This is a genomic window from Amycolatopsis sp. WAC 04182 (genome assembly GCF_003947465.1).
Lineage (GTDB): Bacteria > Actinomycetota > Actinomycetes > Mycobacteriales > Pseudonocardiaceae > Amycolatopsis.
In genome coordinates this window covers 1,018,187-1,036,389 of the sequence record NZ_QHJJ01000004.1, presented here as the reverse complement: position 1 = coordinate 1,036,389, position 18,203 = coordinate 1,018,187, and the positions used below count along the sequence as shown (strand labels likewise).

Genomic DNA, 18,203 nt, shown 5'->3' with positions numbered 1-18,203 from the left:
CGGTATTGTTCTCGGCGGTGGCGTGTCCGAGCGGCCGAAGGAGCACGACTCGAAATCGTGTGACGGTTAATACCCGTCCGTGGGTTCAAATCCCACCGCCACCGCAGCGAAGAGCCGGTCTCCACGGAGACCGGCTCTTCTGCGTCCGGGACTACTTGTTGAACTTGTCCTTCAGGTCCTGCACGCCGCCTTCCGCGCGGTCGCGCAGGTCGTGCCCGGCCTCCTTGACCTGGCCTTCGGTCTGGTCGGCCCGGCCGGAGTTCGCGAGGTCCTGGTTGTCGGTCTTCTCGCCGAGCTTCTCCTTGGCGGCGCCGATGGCCTGTTCGGCCTTGTCCTTCGCCTTGTCGAAAACGCTCATGGCGGATGTTCCTCCTTCGACCGCGGCCGCCGTTTGCGGCCGCCTTGTCCGGAGGGTTACCCGTGCGGGCGGAGCCGACACATCTGTCACCCGGTGCGGTTACCCCGTCGCCCGTGGAAGAACTCTTCGAGCAGGGCCGCGCATTCGTCCTCCAGCACGCCGCCGACGACCTCCGCTCGGTGGCTGAGCCGCCGGTCGCGGACGACGTCCCACAGCGACCCCACGGCCCCGGTCTTGGGCTCCCAAGCGCCGAAGACGACCTTCGCGACCCGGGCCATCACGAGGGCGCCGGCGCACATCGTGCACGGCTCCAGCGTCACCGCGAGCGTGCAGCCTTCGAGCCGCCAGCCGTCGCCGTAGAGCTCGGACGCGGCCCGCAGCGCGAGGATCTCCGCGTGCGCCGTCGGGTCGCCGAGTTCTTCGCGGGCGTTGCGCGCGGAAGCGAGCGGCGTCCCGTCCGGCGACAGGACGACGGCACCGATCGGCACGTCGTCGCCCGCACCTCGCGCCGCCGCGATCGCCGCCCGGACGGCGGCGATGTCGGCTGCGGAGGCGGCGGGGCTCAGATCTCGTCCAGGATCTTGGAGAACTCGGCGGCGAATCCGCACCGCTGCGCGACCATCTGGAGTTGTTCGTCCGGATAGAGGTCGACCTCGCCGACGATCACCTGCAGTTCGGCCCCGGGGAGTCCGAGGTCGGACAGGATCTCCAGGTCGCCTTCCGGCCAGACCGCGTCGTCGTCCTCGTCCGGGGGGTCGACTCTCAGCACGTCGAGGACGTCGGCCGCGATGTCGTAGTCGAGCGCCGCGGCGGCGTCGGACAGCAGCAGCGAGGGACCTCTCGGGCTCGGCCGGACGATCACGAAGAACTCGTCGTCGACCGCCAGCAGCCCGAACGCGGCACCGGTGGAACGCAGTTTTCCCAGCTCGGTGATCGCAGCGTCGAGTTCGGCGAGCGCCCCAGGATCAAGAGAGCTGCACCGCCACCGACCGTCCTCCCGCACCACGGCCACCGCGAACCCCGTGATCGGCTCTTGCACCGCCATGCGCACACCGTATTCCGCCCGCATTCGGAACGCACGCACGGTGCGCCCGAAGCGCCGCATGCGCCACTATCGAGACATGACCGGACCCACCGACCTGCCCACCCTCCCCGACGCCCGCTTCGCCGGATTGCTGGAGGAGGCCCGCGCGCTCCAGACGAAAACCGTAGAGCTCCGCCGGGAGATCCACCGGAATCCGGAGATCGGGCTCCACCTGCCGAAGACCCAGTCCTCGATCAAAGCGGCCCTCGAAGGCCTGCCGCTCGAGATCATCGAGGGCAAATCGACCACCTCGCTGACCGCCGTCCTCCGCGGCGCGAAGCCGGGCCCGTCGATCCTGCTGCGCGGCGACATGGACGCGCTGCCGCTGCACGAGGACACCGGCCTCGACTTCGCCTCCGAGGACGACGGCGCGATGCACGCCTGCGGGCACGACACCCACGTCGCGATGCTGGCGTCGGCGGCGCGGCTGCTCAGCGAGCACGTCGACGAGCTGGCCGGGTCGGTGGTGTTCATGTTCCAGCCCGGCGAGGAGGGCGAGCACGGCGCGCGCCACATGATTCACGAAGGGGTGCTCGACGCCTCGGGCGAGCGCGTCGAGAAGGCGTTCGGCCTGCACATCTTCACCCAGGTCGCGTCGGGCATCGTGCAGACGCGGCCGGGGCCGATCATGGCGTCGGCCAACAGCTTCCACGTCACGGTCACCGGCCGTGGCGGGCACGGCTCGGCGCCGCACCAGGCGATCGACCCGGTGCCGGCGGCGGCCGCGATGGTGAGCGCGCTGCAGACGATGGTGACCCGCAAGGTCAGCGTGTTCGAGCCCGCGGTGGTCTCGGTCACCCGGATCGAGGCCGGGACGACGACGAACATCATCCCCGAGACGGCGTTCCTGGAGGGCACGATCCGCACGCTGTCCGAGCGGACACAGGCGTACGTGCGCGAGGAGCTGCCGAAGGTGTGCGAGGCGGTCGGCGCGGCGCACGGCGTCCGCGTGAGCGCCGAAGTCCTCCCCGGCTACCCGGTCACGGTGAACGACCCCCAGGTGGCGACGCGGGTGCTGGATCTGGCGGCCGAGGTCCTCGGCGCCCGCAACTCCGAGGTCATGGAGAACCCGGTGATGGGCGCGGAGGACTTCTCCTATGTCCTGCAGCGGGTTCCGGGCGCCTTCGCGTTCCTCGGCGCCTGCCCGCCTGACGCCGACCTGGCCACGGTCGAGGCGAACCACTCGAACCGGGTGGTCTTCGACGAGGACGCGATGGCCAACGGCGTCGCGATGTACGCCGCGTTCGCGCTGGACGCCCTTCGCTAGCCATTACACAACAGCGTTGATTTAATGGGTGGCATGAGCGATGACACCCTGGCCGTCCTGGCCGCACAGGAGGAGCGCCTGGTCTTCCGCCGGTTCGACAACGAGACCGCGCTGAAGCTGGGCACCCACCTGCTCGCGGCGGCACGGGACCGCGCCCTCCCGGTGACGGTCTCCGTGCGCCGCGGCGCACAGCGGCTGTTCCACGCGGCGTTGCCGGGCACCTCGGCCGACAACGACGCGTGGATCGACCGCAAGAGCCGCGTCGTCGACCGTTACGGGCACAGCTCGTTCCTCGTCGGCGAACAGTTCCGCGCGAAGGGCACGACGTTCGAAGCCGATTCCCGGCTCGATCCGGACCTCTACGCCGCGCACGGCGGCGTGTTCCCGGTGATCGTCGAGGGCGTGGGCCCGGTCGGCACCGTCGGCGTCTCGGGACTGCCGCAGGCCGAAGACCACGCGTTCGTTGTCGAGCAACTGGAAGTCTTCCTCGCCACGCTGTCCTGAGCGGACTAGCGACCGAGGCGCAGGGTGAGAAAGTCTGCACCGGGCGAGAGATCCGCGTAGTCGACCCGGTAGCCGCCGAAAGTGGCCCCTTCGGCCTTGACCACGTCCATCGTGAACGACACCGCCGGGCCCGCCGACGGCCGGGCGTAGGACATCGTCACGATCGCGCGCCCCGCCGACGCACAGGTCTCCCCGTGCGGGCACCGCTCGTCCAGCACCGCCAGATAGGCGAGGCGCAGGTCTTCGTCCGGGAGCACCGTCCAGCCGCCGAGACGGAACGTGAACGCGTCGCCGACCGCCGGCGGGCCGCACGAGGCGTGCAGGAACACGAGCACGAGAACGAATAGCCCCAGTTTCACCGGGGTCCCCCAGAGCCACCGCCTTCGCATACCGGAAGTACGCGCGGACCGGCCCTCCCGGTTGCATCGGACGCTTGTTCCGATTTTCGGGCCAAGCGTCCGATGTTTCTCACGTGCTACCGTGAGCTGTCACATCATATATCAGATAGGGCATGCCAGTGACCTCCTCTTCCCGCTTCGACGAGCGGAAACGGCGGCTGGCCGGGGTCGTCGCCATCCCGGTGACCCCGTTCGACGCCGACGGCGCCGTGGATACGAGCGCCTACGCGAAACTGGTGGACCGGCTGATCGACGGCGGGGTCGGCGTCGTGACACCCAACGGGAACACCGGCGAGTTCTACGCGCTGGACGAGGCCGAGACCCGGCACTGCCTCGAACTGACGGTCAAGGCCGCGGCGGGCCGGGCGAGCGTGGTCGCCGGCGTCGGGCACGACGTCCGGACGGCGATCGGCGCGGCGCGCCACGCCCGTGAGGTGGGCGCCGATCTGATCATGATCCATCAGCCGGTGCATCCGTACGTCTCGGCGGAGGGCTGGGTCGAGTACCACCGGGCGATCGCGGCGGCGGTCCCGGAGCTGGGTGTCGTGCCGTACGTGCGCGACGCGCGGATCGACGGCGAGCGGCTGTCGAGGCTCGCCGATGCCGCGGAGAACGTCATCGGGGTGAAGTACGCGGTGCCGGATCCGGCTCGGTTCGCCGCGGTGGCCCGGGACGCGGGGATCGATCGCTTCACGTGGATCGCCGGACTGGCGGAGCTGTCGGCACCGGGTTACTTCGCCGTCGGCGCGACCGGGTTCACGTCGGGATTGGTGAACGTCGCGCCGTCGCTCTCGCTGGAGATGTTCCGCGCGCTGCGCGACGGCGACTTCCGCGGCGCGATGGCCTTCTGGGAACTTGTCCGGCCGTTCGAGGAGTTACGGGCCGCGGACGGCAACGCCAACAACGTGAGCGTCGTGAAGGAAGCCTTGGCACAGCTGGGTTTGTGCCGCGCCGACGTCCGCCCGCCGAGCCGCGCGCTGACCGGCGGGGAACGGGAACTGGTCTCCGCGGCGCTGGCGAGCTGGGGACTTTTCTGACCGTGTCCGCGCCCACTGGGGGCGGGCGCGGACACGGTGACAGGTCAGAGGTCGTGGCCATCGACGATCGCGGCGTGGCCCAAATGGGCGCCTCGGGGCGCGCTGTAGCGCGGCGGGCGGCTGCTCACCGGCGAGGCCGGTGGGACCATGAGCGCGAAGAACGATGTCTGGCCGGTGCTCCTGTCTCCGGTCGAAGCTCGCGACCGGACGGAACCAAGGGAAATTTCCCTCGATGTCTTCGACTGTACGCCAGATCGTGCTGCTTTGGTGAATTGCTTCCGCCCCGCCGCCGTGGAACACTGGCGGCAGGCCACGGAGCGACCGTGGCGTGTTGTGGTACCAGTGCCTTTTCTCGGCCGAACCAGACCCTTTCGGTGTTTGCGAACCCGTTGCTGGATTGTCCACTTTCACGAACCAGAACGGTGTGATCCCCCATGACCTCCACCCAGACGAGGCAGGGCAGCGACTTCGCCGAACTGTCCAAATTGGTCAAAGACGCCGGCCTCCTCGACCGGCGGCGAAAATACTACGCGCTGAAGATCTCGTTGAACCTGCTCGCTTTCGCGGGCGGCTGGGTCGCCTTCGCGCATCTCGGGGACTCTTGGTGGCAGCTGTTCCTCGCCGCGTTCTTCGCGATGATGTTCACGCAGCTCTCCTTCATCGGCCACGACGCGGGACACAAGCAGATCTTCCACGGCCGCAAGGCGAACGACGTCACCGGTTTCGTCCACGGTGGACTGACCGGGCTGAGCTACGGCTGGTGGATCGGCACGCACACCCGCCACCACGCCAACCCCAACCACGAAGACGAGGACCCGGACGTCAACCTCGCCGCGCTCATCTTCACCAAGGCGCAAGGCACCGAACGTCGTGGTTTCCTGCGCTGGATGGCGAAATACCAGGCGTTCCTGTTCTTCCCGCTGCTGTTGCTGGAAGGCCTGAACCTGCACGCGTCGAGTGTGACGGCGATCTTCCAGCGCGGCTTCAAACGGCGGAAGCTCGAAGCGGCGCTGATGCTGGCCCACGTCGCCGCGTACCTGACCGCGGTGTTCGTGGTCCTGTCGCCCGGTGTCGGCTTCGCCTTCATCGCCGTGCACCAGTGCCTCTGGGGCGTGTACATGGGCTGCTCGTTCGCCCCGAACCATAAGGGCATGCCGACACTGTCGGCCGGACACACGCTCGACTTCCTTCGCAAGCAGGTGCTCACCTCGCGCAACGTGCGCGGCGGCCCGGTCGTGGATTTCGCGCTCGGCGGCCTCAACTACCAGATCGAGCACCACCTCTTCCCGAGCATGGCGCGGCCGAACCTCAAGCACGCGCAGGTGATCGTGCGGGAGTTCTGCGCGAAGCACGGCATCGACTACGCGCAGTGCGGCTGGGCGGCGTCGTACGGCTACGTACTGCGGCATCTGCACGAAGTCGGGGCGCCCCTCCGTGCTCAACCGGCAGGTGCGCGATGACCTCCGCCCGCTCCCTCGGCGACGTCGCCGAGCCCGCCGCCGACGACCGGTGCCCGAGCTGCCCGCATCCGTTGTCCGCGCACGACACGATCGCCCGCCGGTTCTGCACCGCGACCGCGGCCGGCGGCTTCAGCCGCGGCTGCACCTGCGCCACGAAACCCGAAACAACCGAATAGAGGATCACCATGAACGCCGACACCGTCCCCGTCTCCCGGTACGAGATCCGGGTCGACACCGTGAAGAAGATCGTCACCGAACACACCGACCTCGGCAACGAGGCGGCGTTCGCGCTGGCCGTGCACATGGTGCGGGCGCTCGACACCGTGCCGGAGCCCGTCCGCTAGGCGGCGTCCTCCACAAAGGACGCTTCTTGCCGACTGGATGTCCGTTTGAAGCGTAAATGCGCGGTTTTCACGCGGGGCCGTGAGCGGCAAGGATGGTTCTAACCCTCTCTATCACTCACGACCCCTTCACTCAAGAAACGTCCTTTGTGGACAGTTGGCGGTAGCGTCCCGCCGGTGGCCGTGTGCAGCCGGAGCGTGTCGCGAAAGCCGCCGACATGGCTCACAGGCACGTGACCGGGGTTACTCACGCGTTAACAAGGCGTCAGCGAGGACTCGCGAAGCGTCAGGGAGACGTTGCCGGAACGGCCGTGCCGGGTCGATCGGAGTTGTGCTGATGAGGCACTGACCGATCGACGCGGAGGTAACCGTGACGCTCACCGAGCTCCTGCCCAGCCTCGGCTGCGAGGCCGCCGACCACCTCGAATCCGGGGTCTGGCCACGGAGCACCCGGCTCGGGCCCGGCGGGGAACTGCTGTTCGCCGGCGCGCCGGTGTCCCACCTCGCCGCGAGGTTCGGGACACCGGCGTACTTGCTCGACGAGGACGAAGTCCGCCAGAACGCCCGCGCGTACCGGAAGGCGCTGCCGGACGCCGAGGTGGCGTACGCGAGCAAGGCGCTGTGCACCCGCGCGGTCCTGCGCTGGGTCGCCGAAGAAGGCCTTTCCCTCGACACCTGCTCGGCGGGCGAGATCGCGGTCGCGCGGTCGGTCGGCTTCCCCGCCGAGCGGATCCTGCTGCACGGCAACGCGAAGACCCCCGAAGACCTCAAGGCGGCGTTGTCCTACGGCGTACGCCGGATCGTGGTGGATTCGCTCGACGAGATCGAGCAGCTCGGCGCGCTGGCCACCGGCGCGCAGCAGGTGCTGATCCGCGTGACGCCCGACGTCGCGGCGGGCACGCACGCGGCGATCACCACCGGCACCGAAGGGCAGAAGTTCGGCTTCTCGTTGCGTGAGGGCGTCCGCGACAACCTCGGCCGGGCGGTCTCCGCCGTGCTCGCGCAGCCCGGCCTCCGCCTGGCCGGGCTGCACTGCCACATCGGCTCGCAGGTATCGCGCGTGGACTTCTACGAACTGGCCGCCCGCAAGATGATCGGGGTGCTCGTCGCGCTTCGCGAGACGCACGGTGTCACCCTGCGCGAGCTGGATCTCGGCGGCGGGCACGCCGTGCGTTACCTGCCCGGCGACGCGGGTTTCGACATCGACGGCTACGTGCGCCGCCTGCGGGTCGCGCTCGCCTACGAATGCACCTCGCACGGCTTCCCCCTGCCGAAACTGACGATCGAACCGGGCCGCGCGATCGTCGGCCCGGCGGGGATCACCGTGTACTGGGTCTGCGCGGTGAAACGCGGTTCGCGCACTTTCGTCGCCGTCGACGGCGGGATGAGCGACAACGCGCGGCCCGCGCTCTACGGGGCGGCGTACACCGCGCGCCTGATCGGCAGGCGCAGCCGTGCGGCCAGGCGGCCGATGACGGTGGTCGGACGGCACTGCGAATCGGGTGACGTCCTCGCGGACGGGCTCACGCTCCCCGACGACGTCCACCCCGGCGATCTGCTCGCCGTCCCGTGCACCGGGGCGTACCACCACTCGCTCGCGTCGAATTACAACCTCGTCGGCAGGCCGCCGGTGGTCGGGGTCTCCCGCGGTACGGCGACGCTGCTCGTCCGCCGCGAAACCGAGGAAGACCTGCTCAAACGCGATCTCGGCTGAGGCGCCGTCCGAAATCCTCGGCACCCGGCCGGTCGGGCGACAGAATCCTTTGCCCGAAGGGGCAGAGAAAGAGAATCGCGACAAACAACTTAACGGCGGTAGCATTCTGGACATTGATCGATACGCTGCGCGACAAGAATCGCATGCCGAAACAAAGGGAGGGACGGCATGGGTGACGAACCACGCGCGCAGATGGAGCAGCGCACACCTAGAGGTTTGGACAATACCGATCGCACTCTGATCGCTCTACTGCAAGTCGACGGGCGGGCCTCGTTCACGGCCTTGGCCAAGGCCGTCGGGCTGTCGGAGGGCGCCGTGCGGCAGCGGGTACAGCGGCTGCTGCGGGACGAGACGATGCAGATCGTCGCGGTCACCGATCCGGCGAACGTCGGGCTCGGCCGTCAGGCGATGGTCGGGATCAGGGTCCACGGCGATCCGCGGGCGGTCTCCGACCAGCTCTCCGGATTGCCGGACGTCCACTACGTCGTCCTGACCGCGGGAGGCTACGACCTGCTCGCCGAGGTCGCCTGCCGGGACGACGAACACCTCTTGAGTGTGCTGAACGACGACATCCGGCCCATCCCGGGTGTCGTCAGCACGGAGACACTGGTCTACCTGAAACTCGCGAAACAGACCTACGCCTGGGGCAACCTCACGCGGTAGACCTTTGTCCGGTCGTGAGTGTTTCGGGTCGTCCGAACGCCCCAAAACACTCACGACACTTCGAAACCCGCTAGACGCAGCGCAGGAACGCGTCGGGAGTCCGCCGCCCGGAATCAAGACCGCGGAGGACTTTCGGCAGCGTCCCGCTGTACACGACCCCGAGCCGCTGCGTCGCCCGCGTCAGCGCGACGTACAGTTCCGCCTCACCGCTCGGGCCTTCCGCGAGGATCCGCTCCGGCTCCACCACCAGGACCGCGTCGTACTCCAGGCCTTTGGTCGCGGAGGGCGCGATCGCACCGGGCACTCCCGGCGGCCCGATGACGACCGACGTCCCCTCGCGACCCGATTCCGCGCGGGTGAACTCGGCGACGGCGTCTTCGATGTCCCTTTCGGACACTCGGCGCGCCCACGGGCGCACGCCGCACGAACGCACCGACTCCGGCGGAACGGTGCCTCCCGCGAAACTCGCCAGCAGTGAAGCCGCCACCGCCATGATCTCCGAGGGCGTCCGGTAGTTGACCGTCAGCTTCCGGTACACCCAGCGATCGGCGACGTACCGGGAGAGCATCGAGTCCCACGACCGCGCGCCCGACGGCGAGCGCCGTTGCGCGAGATCCCCGACGACGGTGAACGACCGGCTGGGGCACCGCCGCATCAGCACCCGCCAGTCCATTTCGGACAGTTCCTGCGCTTCGTCGACGACGACGTGGCCGTACGTCCAGTCCCGGTCGGCGGCGGCGCGTTCGGCCAGATCCCGCTCGTCGCGCTCGGCGAACCGGTCCGCCAGTTCCTCCGCCATCAGCACGTCCGTCGGCCGGAGCGCGAACTCGTAGTCGTCGTGGTCCTCTTCCACCTCGACGATTTCCAGCACCCGCTCGGCGTACTCCTTCCGCGCCAGGCGCTGCCGTTCCTCCGCCCGGCGTTCGGCGGTGCGGTCGACGCCGAGCAGTTCGACGGCTTCGTCCAGCAACGGCACGTCGGACACCGTCCACGCGTCCGCGTCCTCACGGAACAACGCCGGATCGGCTCCTGCCGCCCGCAACCGCTCCGGAGAGGCGTAGAGGTCGGCGAGCAGCCGCTGCGGCGTCAACGACGGCCAGAGGCGATCGAGCACCGCGCGGAGCTCCTCGCTGGCTTCCAGGTCCCGCCTGGCGTTCTTCAGCATCTCCGGCCGCGTGTGCTGGTCGTCGGACGGCAGCCAGCCCGCCCCGAGCCGGTCGACCGCGCGCGTGGCGAGCGCGGCGACCACCTCCCGTTCGAAGACGGCCTTCGCCTCGTTGTGCAGCAGGCCGCTTTCCCTGGCGGCCTCGCGGGCGGCGGCCGCGACCTCGGCGTCCAACGGAACGGTGACGTCGTCGAGTTCGATCGGCTCCGCCTCGACGGGGAGTTCCTGCCGGTCCGCCACCGCCGCCGCGAGCACGTCCAGGATCGCCAGCGAGCCCTTCAGCCGCTGCACCGGCGGCGGATCCTCGCGTTCGGCGCGCAGACCGGCGACGAGGTCGCCAGGCGTCGCGAAGACGGCGCTGGTCTCGCCGAGCGACGGCAGGACACGGCCGATGTGGTCGAGGAAACCGCTGCTGGGCCCGACCACGAGCACCCCGCGCCGTTCCATGCGCTCCCGTTTCGTGTACAGCAGGTACGCCACCCGATGCAGCGCCACCGCCGTCTTCCCCGTGCCAGGGCCGCCTTCCACGACGACGACTCCCGGGTGATCCAGCCGGATGATCTCGTCCTGCTCGGCCTGGATCGTCGCGACGATGTCCCGCATCCCCTCGCCGCGCGGCGCGTTGACCGCGGCGAGCAGCGCGGCGTCACCGCGTTCCCCCGCCGATTCCGGACGGCCGAAGACCTCGTCGGTGAAGTCGAGGAGGTCACGGCCGAGGGTGCGGAATTGACGGCGGCGCGCCATTCCTTCCGGGGACGCGCCCGTCGCGCAGTAGAACGCGCGCGACGCCGGCGCCCGCCAATCGAGCACCAAAGGTTCGTAGTCGTTCTCTTCGTCGAAAAGACCGATCCGGCCGACGTACGACCGTTCTCCCGAAAGGGCGTCCAACCGGCCGAAACAAAGACCTTCGTCGGCGATCTTCAGCCTCGCCATCTCGCGCGCCTTGGTGCCGGCCGAGACCTCGCGGTCGGAAAGCGCGAAGCCTTCTCCCCGCAGCGCACCGGCATACGCCTCCTTCACCCGCGCGCGCTCGGCGTCCAGCCGCCGGTAGAGCGACGCGACGTACTGCCGTTCGGATCGCAATTCCTCGTCGTACCCCTGATTTGACAAGTTCCCCTCACAGCGGTTAGACTGACAACACATTCGGCGCATCAGATCAGTCATTCTGATTTGGGCGCCGATTTTTTATTGTCCACCGCTTGTCAAGAGGGACCCGGTATTCCCCCGGAATCGATCGTGCGCGATAATGGGGACGAACATCCGCCATTACCGCGCACGATCGCCTCAGCCGAGCATGAACTCGCGGGGCTCCAGCGCTCGCGCCACCACCCGGACGTCGCCGAGCCAGCCGTGGAACGCCTGCTCGACGATCGAGTCGTAGGCGTAGGCGCCGATCAGCCACGAGCCGCCGGGGTTCGCGATCCCCGCGGCCGGCGTCTTCGGATTCCGCAGCACCGGGCAGCCGTCGACGTAGAGCGTCGTCCGCCTGCCGTCGTTGACCGCCGCGACGTGGATCCACTCCTCCAGCGCCAGTTCGTGCCCCCAGCAGGTGGAGATCCCGTTCTGGTTCACCGGGAACACCGCCCACTGGAACGCCGCACCGTCCGAAAGGGACAGTGTGGCCGAAGGCTCGCCGGGATCGTCGCCGGTCTTGCCAGCCTTGCCGCCGGAGCCCTGCCTGCCGAAGATCGCGGCCCAGGCGTGCTTTCCGTCCTTGAAATCCGCGGGCAGCTTGACGAACGCCTCGACGGTGTAGCCGCGCGCGAACGTCTCCGCGTTCATCGGCGCGGAGTCCGCCGTGCGCAGATACCCGCCGCGAGCCGGTTTCTTGCCGCCGTCGAACCGGAGGCTCGACCTCGACGGCTGCCGCCCGGAGAACTCGCCGGAGAACCGCAGCGCCTCGGGCGCGCTGCCGGGCAGGGTCACCCGGACCAGGTCGTTGCCCCGGCCCGAAAGGTCACGGACACCGTCCACGGCCGCGCCGTCCCGGCCTTCGAACCGCCAGTAGGCCACGGTCCCGCGGATCAGCTGCCGTTCGGCGGGCCGCGCGGGCGGGACCGGGACCGGCGCGAACCCGGCGAACCTCGACTCGAAGTCGATCTCCAGGCTGAAGTAGTCGGCCGGACCGGTGCGTTCGATCTCCTGCCGTTGCAGCTCGTTCAGCCGCGGCGCCTGGTCCGCCAGCCACGGCGAGACGGTGCGGACGTCGATCACGTTCCGCGCCAGGTCGAAGCGGTAGAGCCGGATCATCGCGCTGCCGCCGTAGTAGCGGTCCTGGTAGTTCGTGATGTGCAGATGGACGTCGTGGCCGGCGCGGTTCTGCTTCACCGCGCGTCCCGGCGGCCAGAAGTGCCCGTTGAGCGTGAGGAAGATCTGGTCGTTCCCGGCGATCAGCTCGTCCCAGACCTTCTGCCCGAACTCCGAGAACCGCGCCTGTCCGGTCTCGTCGGCCCATACCAATTCATGGATGGTCAGGATGGCCGGAAGCCGCGGATTCCGCGCCAGCACCGACCGCGCCCACTCCAGCCCGCCCGCCGACGGTCGCCAGTCGAGCGCGAGCAGCAGCCACTCGCGTCCGCCCGCACGGAAGACGTGGTGGCTGTTGTAGCCGTCCGGGCTCGCGCCGCGGAAGGTCCGCGAACCCCGCTGCCGGTGCGGCCCGAACGCGTCCAAGTACGGCGTGCGGCCGCGCTGGTCGTCGGTCGAGGACTTGATGTCGTGGTTGCCCGCCAGCGTGCTGTACGGGAACCGGCGCCGGTCCAGGTGCTGGAACGAGCGGCTGATCTGCTCGAACTCGCCGGGCTGCCCGTTCTCGGTGAGGTCGCCGAGATGCGCCAGGAAGACGATGTTCTCGTCGCCGCCGGTGACGTACCGCAGGGTGGCGTCCAACGGCGCGGGGTCACCGCGGTCGGCGTCGAAGAGGTACTGGGTGTCGGGCAGCACCGCGAGGGTGAAGCGGCCGTCTTCGAAGTCCGGGCCGTGATGGCCGAAGGTCGCCGAAGCGGCGGGAGCACCGAGCGCGGGTAACGCGGAGACCGCCGCACCGGCGCCGAGCAGGCCCGCGCCGCGCAGGAAGGTCCGTCTGGAGGAGTCGTTCACGGCCGCAACCTACGGTCGCGGAGGCAACGCGTCCCGAACCGCGGATGAACACTTGCCCCGCTCGGTAGCTTCGTCCCATGGGGAACGTCAAACGCTGGCCCGTGCTCGCCGGGGTCGGTGTGGTGGTGGCCGCGGCAGGCTGGTGGATCGTGGACGAGATGCCGTCGGTGGACGACGCCGTCGCGAGGGAGGCGCTGCCCGGAATCGACGAGCATCTGCGCGCGTTCGCCGGTTCCCGGGACGCGGGAATCCGCTGGGTGTGCACGCAGAAGGTGATCGAGACCAGGCCGGACGGCGACCTCGTCAAGATCGGCCTGGTAGCGAGCTGCGACGAGGTCGCGAAAGAGGGCGACGGTCTCGTCACGCACGGCGGTTTCCGGCGGCAGCCGATGGTCTACCGCGTGGAACGAACCCCGGGCGGGTTCCGCGTGCTCGACCGGCGGGTCGCGAAGGACGGGGCGGGCTACTCGCCTTCGGTCAAGGAGATGTTCTCGTGGGTCGGCGCCCGCCGGGTGCTCGGCGGCGCGAGCCCGGACGACCCGAAATCCGTGTCCGCCGCCGCGTTCGGCCTGCCCGGAAGCACCCCGGTGCGCACGGGCCGCTGATCAGTCGCCGTTGCGGTCGATCTTCTTCGGCACCACGAACCACATGACGACGAACAGCACCGCCGTCACCACGCCGAGGATCGTCATCGCGATCGGGCCGAAGACGACCTTGGCGATGAGCGCGACGGTCGTCGTGATGGCGGCCGCCAGGCAGCCGAGCCCGACCAGGACGGAACGGTTGCCGACGGTGAGGATCCGCTCACGGTTGCCGGTGCGGAACAGCAGCCGGTGCCACGCCGCCGGCGCCGTCAGCAGAACCGTCGAACAGACCGTGAGCAGGACCGCCGTCAGGTGGACGGATTTCTCGAACCCGCTCGCACCGTGGAACTCGTCGGTGAACACCACCGTGAGCAGGAAACCGAAGAGGATCTGGACACCGGCCTGCGCGACCCGCAGTTCCTGCAGGAGCTCACTGACGTTGCGGGTCAGGCGTTCGTTCTTCGTCTCGCCGGTGTGCTCGACCATTCAGCGGCTCCAGGACCATCGGTTGACGCCTGACCTTTTCGTGCCAGCCGAGCGACGTCACTGACACGACCACAACGGCGAGGCCCAGCCACTGAGTACCCGACAAATCGGCGTTCAAGCACAATACGCCGATGACGGCGGCCGTGACGGGGAACGCCAGCTCGGCCAACGTCGCCCTGGCCGCGGGTGTCGACCGCAGGCCCACGTAGTAGAGGCTCAGCGCCAGCAGGCCGGGGACCAGCGCGAGCAGGGCGAGGCCGAGCGCGTTGTCCCAGCCGACCGCGAACTGGCCACCCTGGTACGCCACGATCCCCGCCGAGACCGGGAGCCCGACCGTGAAGCGCAGCGTGGTGACCTCCTTCGGCGCCAGTTCGGTGGAGAGCAGCCGCCCGAGCACCGTGCCCGCCGCCCACAGCGCGGCCGCGCCGATCGCCAGCAGCGCCGCCTTCATCGCGGCGACCTGGATGTTCAGCGGATCTTTGAAGGCCAGAAGCCAGGCACCGAGCAGCGCCGGGATCGCGAAGAAGGCGTACCCCGGGCGGACCCGCTCACTGAGCACGAAATACGCCGCCAGCACGGCGAACACCGGCTGGAGCTTCTGCAGCACCAACGGCGTCACGGGGTCGCCCAGTTTGAAGGCCGCGGTGAACATCGCCGTCGCGAGCGCGGAAGACCCGCCGCCGATGGCGAGCACGGCCAGCCATTCCCGCGGGCCGGTCCGGCGCAGCGCCCGGATGGCGCCGGGGATCAAGGGGCTCAGCACGAGCACCACCAGCAAGTGCTCCCAGAAGACCACCGTGGCCGCCGGAAGCGCCTCGGCGAGCGGAAGGCGCAAAAGCCCGTCGGTACCCCAAAGTGCGGCGGCGACCGCGACCAGCCAGGTGCGATCCGGAGGGTTACTGCTCACGTGTCCTGCCCATAGTTTGAGAATGATCGCCCGACCGAGTGACCACCCTGGCGTGTCCGATTCGTGCGGACTAGGCAAGGGGCATGCGCCCCGTCCCCGCACTCTCGCTTGTCCTGTCCGCGGCCGCACTGGCCCTGACCGCCGGCGCCGGACCGGCCACCGCCGTCCCCGGCTCCCGCGTCCACGTGATCACCGCCAAGAGCGGCCTCACGAGCTACAAACCCGAACTGGTGCCGCCCGGCGCCCGCGCGCACGTCTTCGGGTTGACGTCCAAGGCCCACGGCACCTCGACCGCGGTCCTCGTGACCGGCCTGCTGCCCAACCGCGAATACGGCGCCCACGCCCACACGAAGCCGTGCGGCGCCACCGGTGATCTCGCCGGACCGCACTACCAGAACGTCGAAGACCCGGTGAAGCCGTCGGTGGACCCGGCCTACGCCAACCCCCGCAACGAGATCTGGCTCGACCTCACCACCGACGCCACCGGCCGCGGCGCCGCTGTGTCCAAAGTGGACTGGACGTTCACCGACCGGCGCGCGAACTCCATCGTGATCCACGAAACGCATACGCACACCCACCCGGGCCACGCCGGGACCGCGGGGGCCCGGCTGGCCTGCGTGACCGTCGGTTTCTAGAAGCCCCAAGTACGCTCGGGCCGGATCCTGATCCGGACGTGGTACTCCCGGTCGAATTTCGGGACGTCGTAGTCGATCGCCGGATAGTGCTTCTCGTACTTTTCGAGGAAGCCCGGCTGCTCCGACGCGAGACCGTCCGGCAGGATCTCGGCCTTGCCGCCGATCACCAGGATCGAGCCGCCGTGCTCGTCGCTGTTGAAGTGGAGGCTGACCTCCGGGTTGGCCTCGATGTGCCGGGTCTTCGCCGTGTCCGGCTGACTGAAGACGATGATGTCGTCACCGTCGAGGACGAACCACACCGGGCGGGGCGAAGGGCGTCCCTTCGGGCTGATCGTGGTCAGCCAGGCGACGTTCTCCTTCGCCCGCTCGGCGAGCCGTGGGTCGGGTCGGTAGCTCATGAACCGACCAACCACGACCCGGCGGCATTTCTTCCTCGTCCGCTCAGCGGGACGCGACGAGCTTCGCGTACCGCGACCCGGCGCCGAGCAGCACCAGGCCGGCGATGAGGAAGGCGGCGACCCTGGCCAAGCCGTCCAGCGCGGCGAGGTCGAACAGCACCAGCTTCAGCACCGCCGCGCCGACCAGGACGAAGCCGATCACCCGCAGGTTGACCGCGGAGATGCCGCGGACGAGCAGCACCAGCGCGGCGACCGTCCAGGACACCGTGATCACCACGTGGCCGACCAGGAAACCCGAACGGCCGGGAACGACCAGCATCGCGCCGCACAGCACCATCGCGCCCGCGCCGTAGAGCCCGCAGACCCCGGCGAAGAGCCACGGCACCACGTTCTCCGCCGCGCCCTTGAACAGCCCGAGCCGGTGCGCGACCCACGGAAGCGTGATCGAGACGGCCAGGATCGCCAGCGCCACCAGGAAGGCGGCGGCGAGGTCGGCGTCCGGACGGTTCCGGATCAGGAAGAAGAGCGTCGGCGGGACGTCGAAGACCAGCGCGATCATGCCGCCGATGACGGTGAAGCCCAGCCCGCCGAAGAGCGCCACGTGCTTCTTCGTCCACAGCGCGACCAGCGCCAGCAACACGCCTTCGCCGATGAGGATCGCCGAACGGGCGCTGCCGTCGAACAGCGTCATCGTCGTCTGGAGGGCCGCGACCAGCCCGGCGGCGCCCGCGAGATCACCCGTCCAGCCGGCGAGCCACTGCCCGGCCGCCCACACCGCGAGCAGCACCAGCGCGACCGACGCCGTGACGACCACGGCCGGGGTCTTCGGCAGGAACAACGCGGCGAGCAGCGAAGGCGCGGGGGCGAAGGCGAGCAGGACGAGCGCGGCGGCGTCCCCCGGCCGCTTGGTGGTGACGATCAGGGCCAACGCGAGTCCCAAGCCTCCTACGGCCAGCGCGGCGGCGGTGTTGGCCGTGCTGCCACCGAGACCGGCGAACGCCGTGCTGAAGACCGACGCGACCAGCGGCGGGATCCCGGCCGCGACCGCGACCGACGGCCACGACTGGCGCAGCTGCACCGGCGTCGAAGCGACCTGGACCACCAGCAGGAACGCGACCAGCTGCGGGGTGAAACCCTGCGTGATGATCGGCGCGCAGACCACACAGCCGAGCACGACGGCCGTCGCGAGCAGCGACGACTTCCACCGCACGGCCAGCAGCAACCCGCCGACCGCGATCAGGAGCCCGAGCGCGAGACCGGCGTAGGCCGGGAGGTACTCGTACATCGTCGTCGCGGCGATGGCGTCGAGGTACAGCGCGCCGATGCCGGTGGCGGCGAGCGCGAACGCGCCCGTGCGGCCCGCCGGCGTGCGGTGCAGGCGAAGCCCGATCCCGACCAGCGCCGCGCCGAGCACGGCACCGCCGATCACCCGCGGCAACGGGCCGAACCAGCCACGCTGGATCGCGAGCACGAGGAACAGCACGATGCCGAGCAACGTGACCGCGCCGCCGATCCAGGCCAGCAACCTGCTGCCCGCGCCTTCCTTGCCCAGCTTCTCGGCGAGCGACACCTTCGGAGCGGGCTGGTACGGGCGGTAGGGCTGCTGATACTGCTGGCGGTACTGCTGCTGTTGCCACTGCGCGTACTGGGCCTGCTGGTATTGGGCCTGCTGGTATTGCTGCTGGTAGTGGGCGTACTGCGGGTGCTGGGGGTGGGGGTACGGCTGCTGCGGCACCTGCGGCTGCGGGGTCTGCTGGGCCTGGGGCGGCACCTGGGGTGCGGGCTGCTGCGGGGCCTGGGGCTGCTCGGCTTGCGGCTGCTGAGCCTGCTGCGAGGCCTGCTCGGCCTGAGGCGGCGTCTGCTGCGCGGGCTGTTCGGCCTGCGGTTCCTGCTCAGGTGCCTCTTCGTGCTGCGGCTCCGCCGCGGACCGGACGGTCCGCAGCTCCGTGCCGACCCGCGCGAGGCGGGCCCCAAGGTCGTCGATCTCCCCGGCGAGCCTGAGGAGCACATCCCCATCGGTGGTCATGGCGATCAGCATGCGGCCTGAGAGCCCTCGATGGATCCGTAGCACTACTCAATCGTGATGACGATGTGGTCGCGACC

General features: G+C 69.5%; 20 protein-coding genes and 1 tRNA gene. 11 read left to right on the top strand and 10 right to left on the bottom strand.

Translation table 11 applies throughout. The features are described from left to right. Window positions 1-16: 16 nt before the first annotated feature. Window positions 17-104: transfer RNA gene (locus DMH01_RS25275), tRNA-Ser, on the top strand. A 47-nt stretch (window positions 105-151) separates the two neighbouring features. Here the strand turns inward: DMH01_RS25275 and DMH01_RS25270 are convergent. From DMH01_RS25270 to DMH01_RS25260, 3 genes are all read right to left on the bottom strand, one after another. Continuing rightward, window positions 152-358: a CsbD family protein gene (locus tag DMH01_RS25270; protein ID WP_007035155.1), complete on the bottom strand. Its 207-nt coding sequence runs from the start codon at window positions 356-358 to the stop codon at window positions 152-154. An 86-nt stretch (window positions 359-444) separates the two neighbouring features. Next, complete coding sequence (locus tag DMH01_RS25265; protein WP_125679868.1) at window positions 445-897, bottom strand: nucleoside deaminase; 453 nt, start codon at window positions 895-897, stop codon at window positions 445-447. A 23-nt stretch (window positions 898-920) separates the two neighbouring features. Then, window positions 921-1,403 (bottom strand): tRNA adenosine deaminase-associated protein, encoded by a 483-nt coding sequence (locus DMH01_RS25260; protein WP_199745611.1) that lies wholly within the window; start codon window positions 1,401-1,403, stop codon window positions 921-923. 76 nt (window positions 1,404-1,479) lie between these two features. Here DMH01_RS25260 and DMH01_RS25255 point away from each other — a divergent pair, with 76 nt between their 5' ends. Both DMH01_RS25255 and DMH01_RS25250 read left to right on the top strand, forming a co-directional pair. Next, on the top strand, window positions 1,480-2,709 hold the full coding sequence (locus tag DMH01_RS25255; protein WP_125679682.1) for a M20 family metallopeptidase: 1,230 nt from the start codon (window positions 1,480-1,482) through the stop codon (window positions 2,707-2,709). 33 nt (window positions 2,710-2,742) lie between these two features. Then, the gene (locus DMH01_RS25250; RefSeq protein WP_125679681.1) at window positions 2,743-3,213 is read left to right on the top strand and encodes a heme-degrading domain-containing protein; all 471 of its coding nucleotides are present in this window, start codon (window positions 2,743-2,745) and stop codon (window positions 3,211-3,213) included. Window positions 3,214-3,218: 5 nt separating this feature from the next. On the opposite strand, the gene DMH01_RS25245 is transcribed toward DMH01_RS25250, so the two are convergent. Then, window positions 3,219-3,572, bottom strand: coding sequence for a hypothetical protein (locus DMH01_RS25245; protein ID WP_125679680.1), 354 nt, complete (start codon window positions 3,570-3,572; stop codon window positions 3,219-3,221). A 152-nt stretch (window positions 3,573-3,724) separates the two neighbouring features. Here DMH01_RS25245 and DMH01_RS25240 point away from each other — a divergent pair, with 152 nt between their 5' ends. The 6 genes from DMH01_RS25240 to DMH01_RS25220 all read left to right on the top strand — a co-directional run bounded on the left by DMH01_RS25240 (window position 3,725) and on the right by DMH01_RS25220 (window position 8,826). Continuing rightward, window positions 3,725-4,648: a dihydrodipicolinate synthase family protein gene (locus tag DMH01_RS25240; RefSeq protein ID WP_125679679.1), complete on the top strand. Its 924-nt coding sequence runs from the start codon at window positions 3,725-3,727 to the stop codon at window positions 4,646-4,648. Window positions 4,649-5,082: 434 nt separating this feature from the next. Then, entirely contained in the window at window positions 5,083-6,108 is a 1,026-nt protein-coding gene (locus DMH01_RS25235; protein WP_125679678.1) for an acyl-CoA desaturase, read from the top strand. After that, complete coding sequence (locus DMH01_RS25230; RefSeq protein ID WP_125679677.1) at window positions 6,105-6,284, top strand: RGCVC family protein; 180 nt, start codon at window positions 6,105-6,107, stop codon at window positions 6,282-6,284. Before DMH01_RS25235 ends, DMH01_RS25230 begins: the two co-directional genes overlap by 4 nt. Before the next feature lie 9 nt (window positions 6,285-6,293). Next, window positions 6,294-6,452, top strand: a complete 159-nt coding sequence (locus tag DMH01_RS43075; RefSeq protein WP_167373519.1) for a DUF6307 family protein — start codon at window positions 6,294-6,296, stop codon at window positions 6,450-6,452. 367 nt (window positions 6,453-6,819) lie between these two features. Next, a complete protein-coding gene (gene lysA, locus DMH01_RS25225) occupies window positions 6,820-8,163 on the top strand; it encodes a diaminopimelate decarboxylase (RefSeq protein WP_125679676.1) in 1,344 nt (447 codons plus the stop codon). Window positions 8,164-8,331: 168 nt separating this feature from the next. Continuing rightward, window positions 8,332-8,826, top strand: coding sequence for an Lrp/AsnC family transcriptional regulator (locus tag DMH01_RS25220; protein ID WP_034314503.1), 495 nt, complete (start codon window positions 8,332-8,334; stop codon window positions 8,824-8,826). Between the two features lie 70 nt (window positions 8,827-8,896). On the opposite strand, the gene helR is transcribed toward DMH01_RS25220, so the two are convergent. Together helR and DMH01_RS25210 are read right to left on the bottom strand one after the other, a co-directional pair. Further along, the gene (helR, locus tag DMH01_RS25215; RefSeq protein ID WP_305016647.1) at window positions 8,897-11,101 is read right to left on the bottom strand and encodes an RNA polymerase recycling motor ATPase HelR; all 2,205 of its coding nucleotides are present in this window, start codon (window positions 11,099-11,101) and stop codon (window positions 8,897-8,899) included. A 174-nt stretch (window positions 11,102-11,275) separates the two neighbouring features. Next, window positions 11,276-13,090 carry a LamG-like jellyroll fold domain-containing protein gene (locus tag DMH01_RS25210; protein WP_125679674.1) on the bottom strand — a complete coding sequence of 605 codons (1,815 nt, stop codon included), beginning with the start codon at window positions 13,088-13,090 and terminating at the stop codon, window positions 11,276-11,278. Between the two features lie 77 nt (window positions 13,091-13,167). Between DMH01_RS25210 and DMH01_RS25205 the strand changes: the two genes are divergently transcribed. After that, window positions 13,168-13,695 carry a hypothetical protein gene (locus tag DMH01_RS25205; RefSeq protein WP_125679673.1) on the top strand — a complete coding sequence of 176 codons (528 nt, stop codon included), beginning with the start codon at window positions 13,168-13,170 and terminating at the stop codon, window positions 13,693-13,695. Here the strand turns inward: DMH01_RS25205 and DMH01_RS25200 are convergent, their stop codons facing one another. Both DMH01_RS25200 and DMH01_RS25195 read right to left on the bottom strand, forming a co-directional pair. Further along, window positions 13,696-14,160, bottom strand: coding sequence for a DUF6328 family protein (locus DMH01_RS25200; protein ID WP_125679672.1), 465 nt, complete (start codon window positions 14,158-14,160; stop codon window positions 13,696-13,698). It abuts the gene before it with no gap. Beyond that, complete coding sequence (locus tag DMH01_RS25195; RefSeq protein ID WP_125679671.1) at window positions 14,105-15,067, bottom strand: DMT family transporter; 963 nt, start codon at window positions 15,065-15,067, stop codon at window positions 14,105-14,107. The genes DMH01_RS25200 and DMH01_RS25195 overlap by 56 nt, the downstream gene beginning before the upstream one ends. Window positions 15,068-15,150: 83 nt before the next feature. On the opposite strand from DMH01_RS25195, the gene DMH01_RS25190 reads away from it, so the two are divergent. Further along, a complete protein-coding gene (locus tag DMH01_RS25190; RefSeq protein WP_125679670.1) occupies window positions 15,151-15,702 on the top strand; it encodes a superoxide dismutase family protein in 552 nt (183 codons plus the stop codon). Here the strand turns inward: DMH01_RS25190 and DMH01_RS25185 are convergent. Together DMH01_RS25185 and DMH01_RS25180 are read right to left on the bottom strand one after the other, a co-directional pair. Further along, window positions 15,699-16,100 (bottom strand): TIGR03667 family PPOX class F420-dependent oxidoreductase, encoded by a 402-nt coding sequence (locus tag DMH01_RS25185; protein WP_125679669.1) that lies wholly within the window; start codon window positions 16,098-16,100, stop codon window positions 15,699-15,701. The genes DMH01_RS25190 and DMH01_RS25185 overlap by 4 nt on opposite strands. A gap of 43 nt (window positions 16,101-16,143) precedes the next feature. Then, window positions 16,144-18,138, bottom strand: coding sequence for a DUF2339 domain-containing protein (locus tag DMH01_RS25180; RefSeq protein WP_125679668.1), 1,995 nt, complete (start codon window positions 18,136-18,138; stop codon window positions 16,144-16,146). Between the last annotated feature and the right edge of the window lie 65 nt (window positions 18,139-18,203).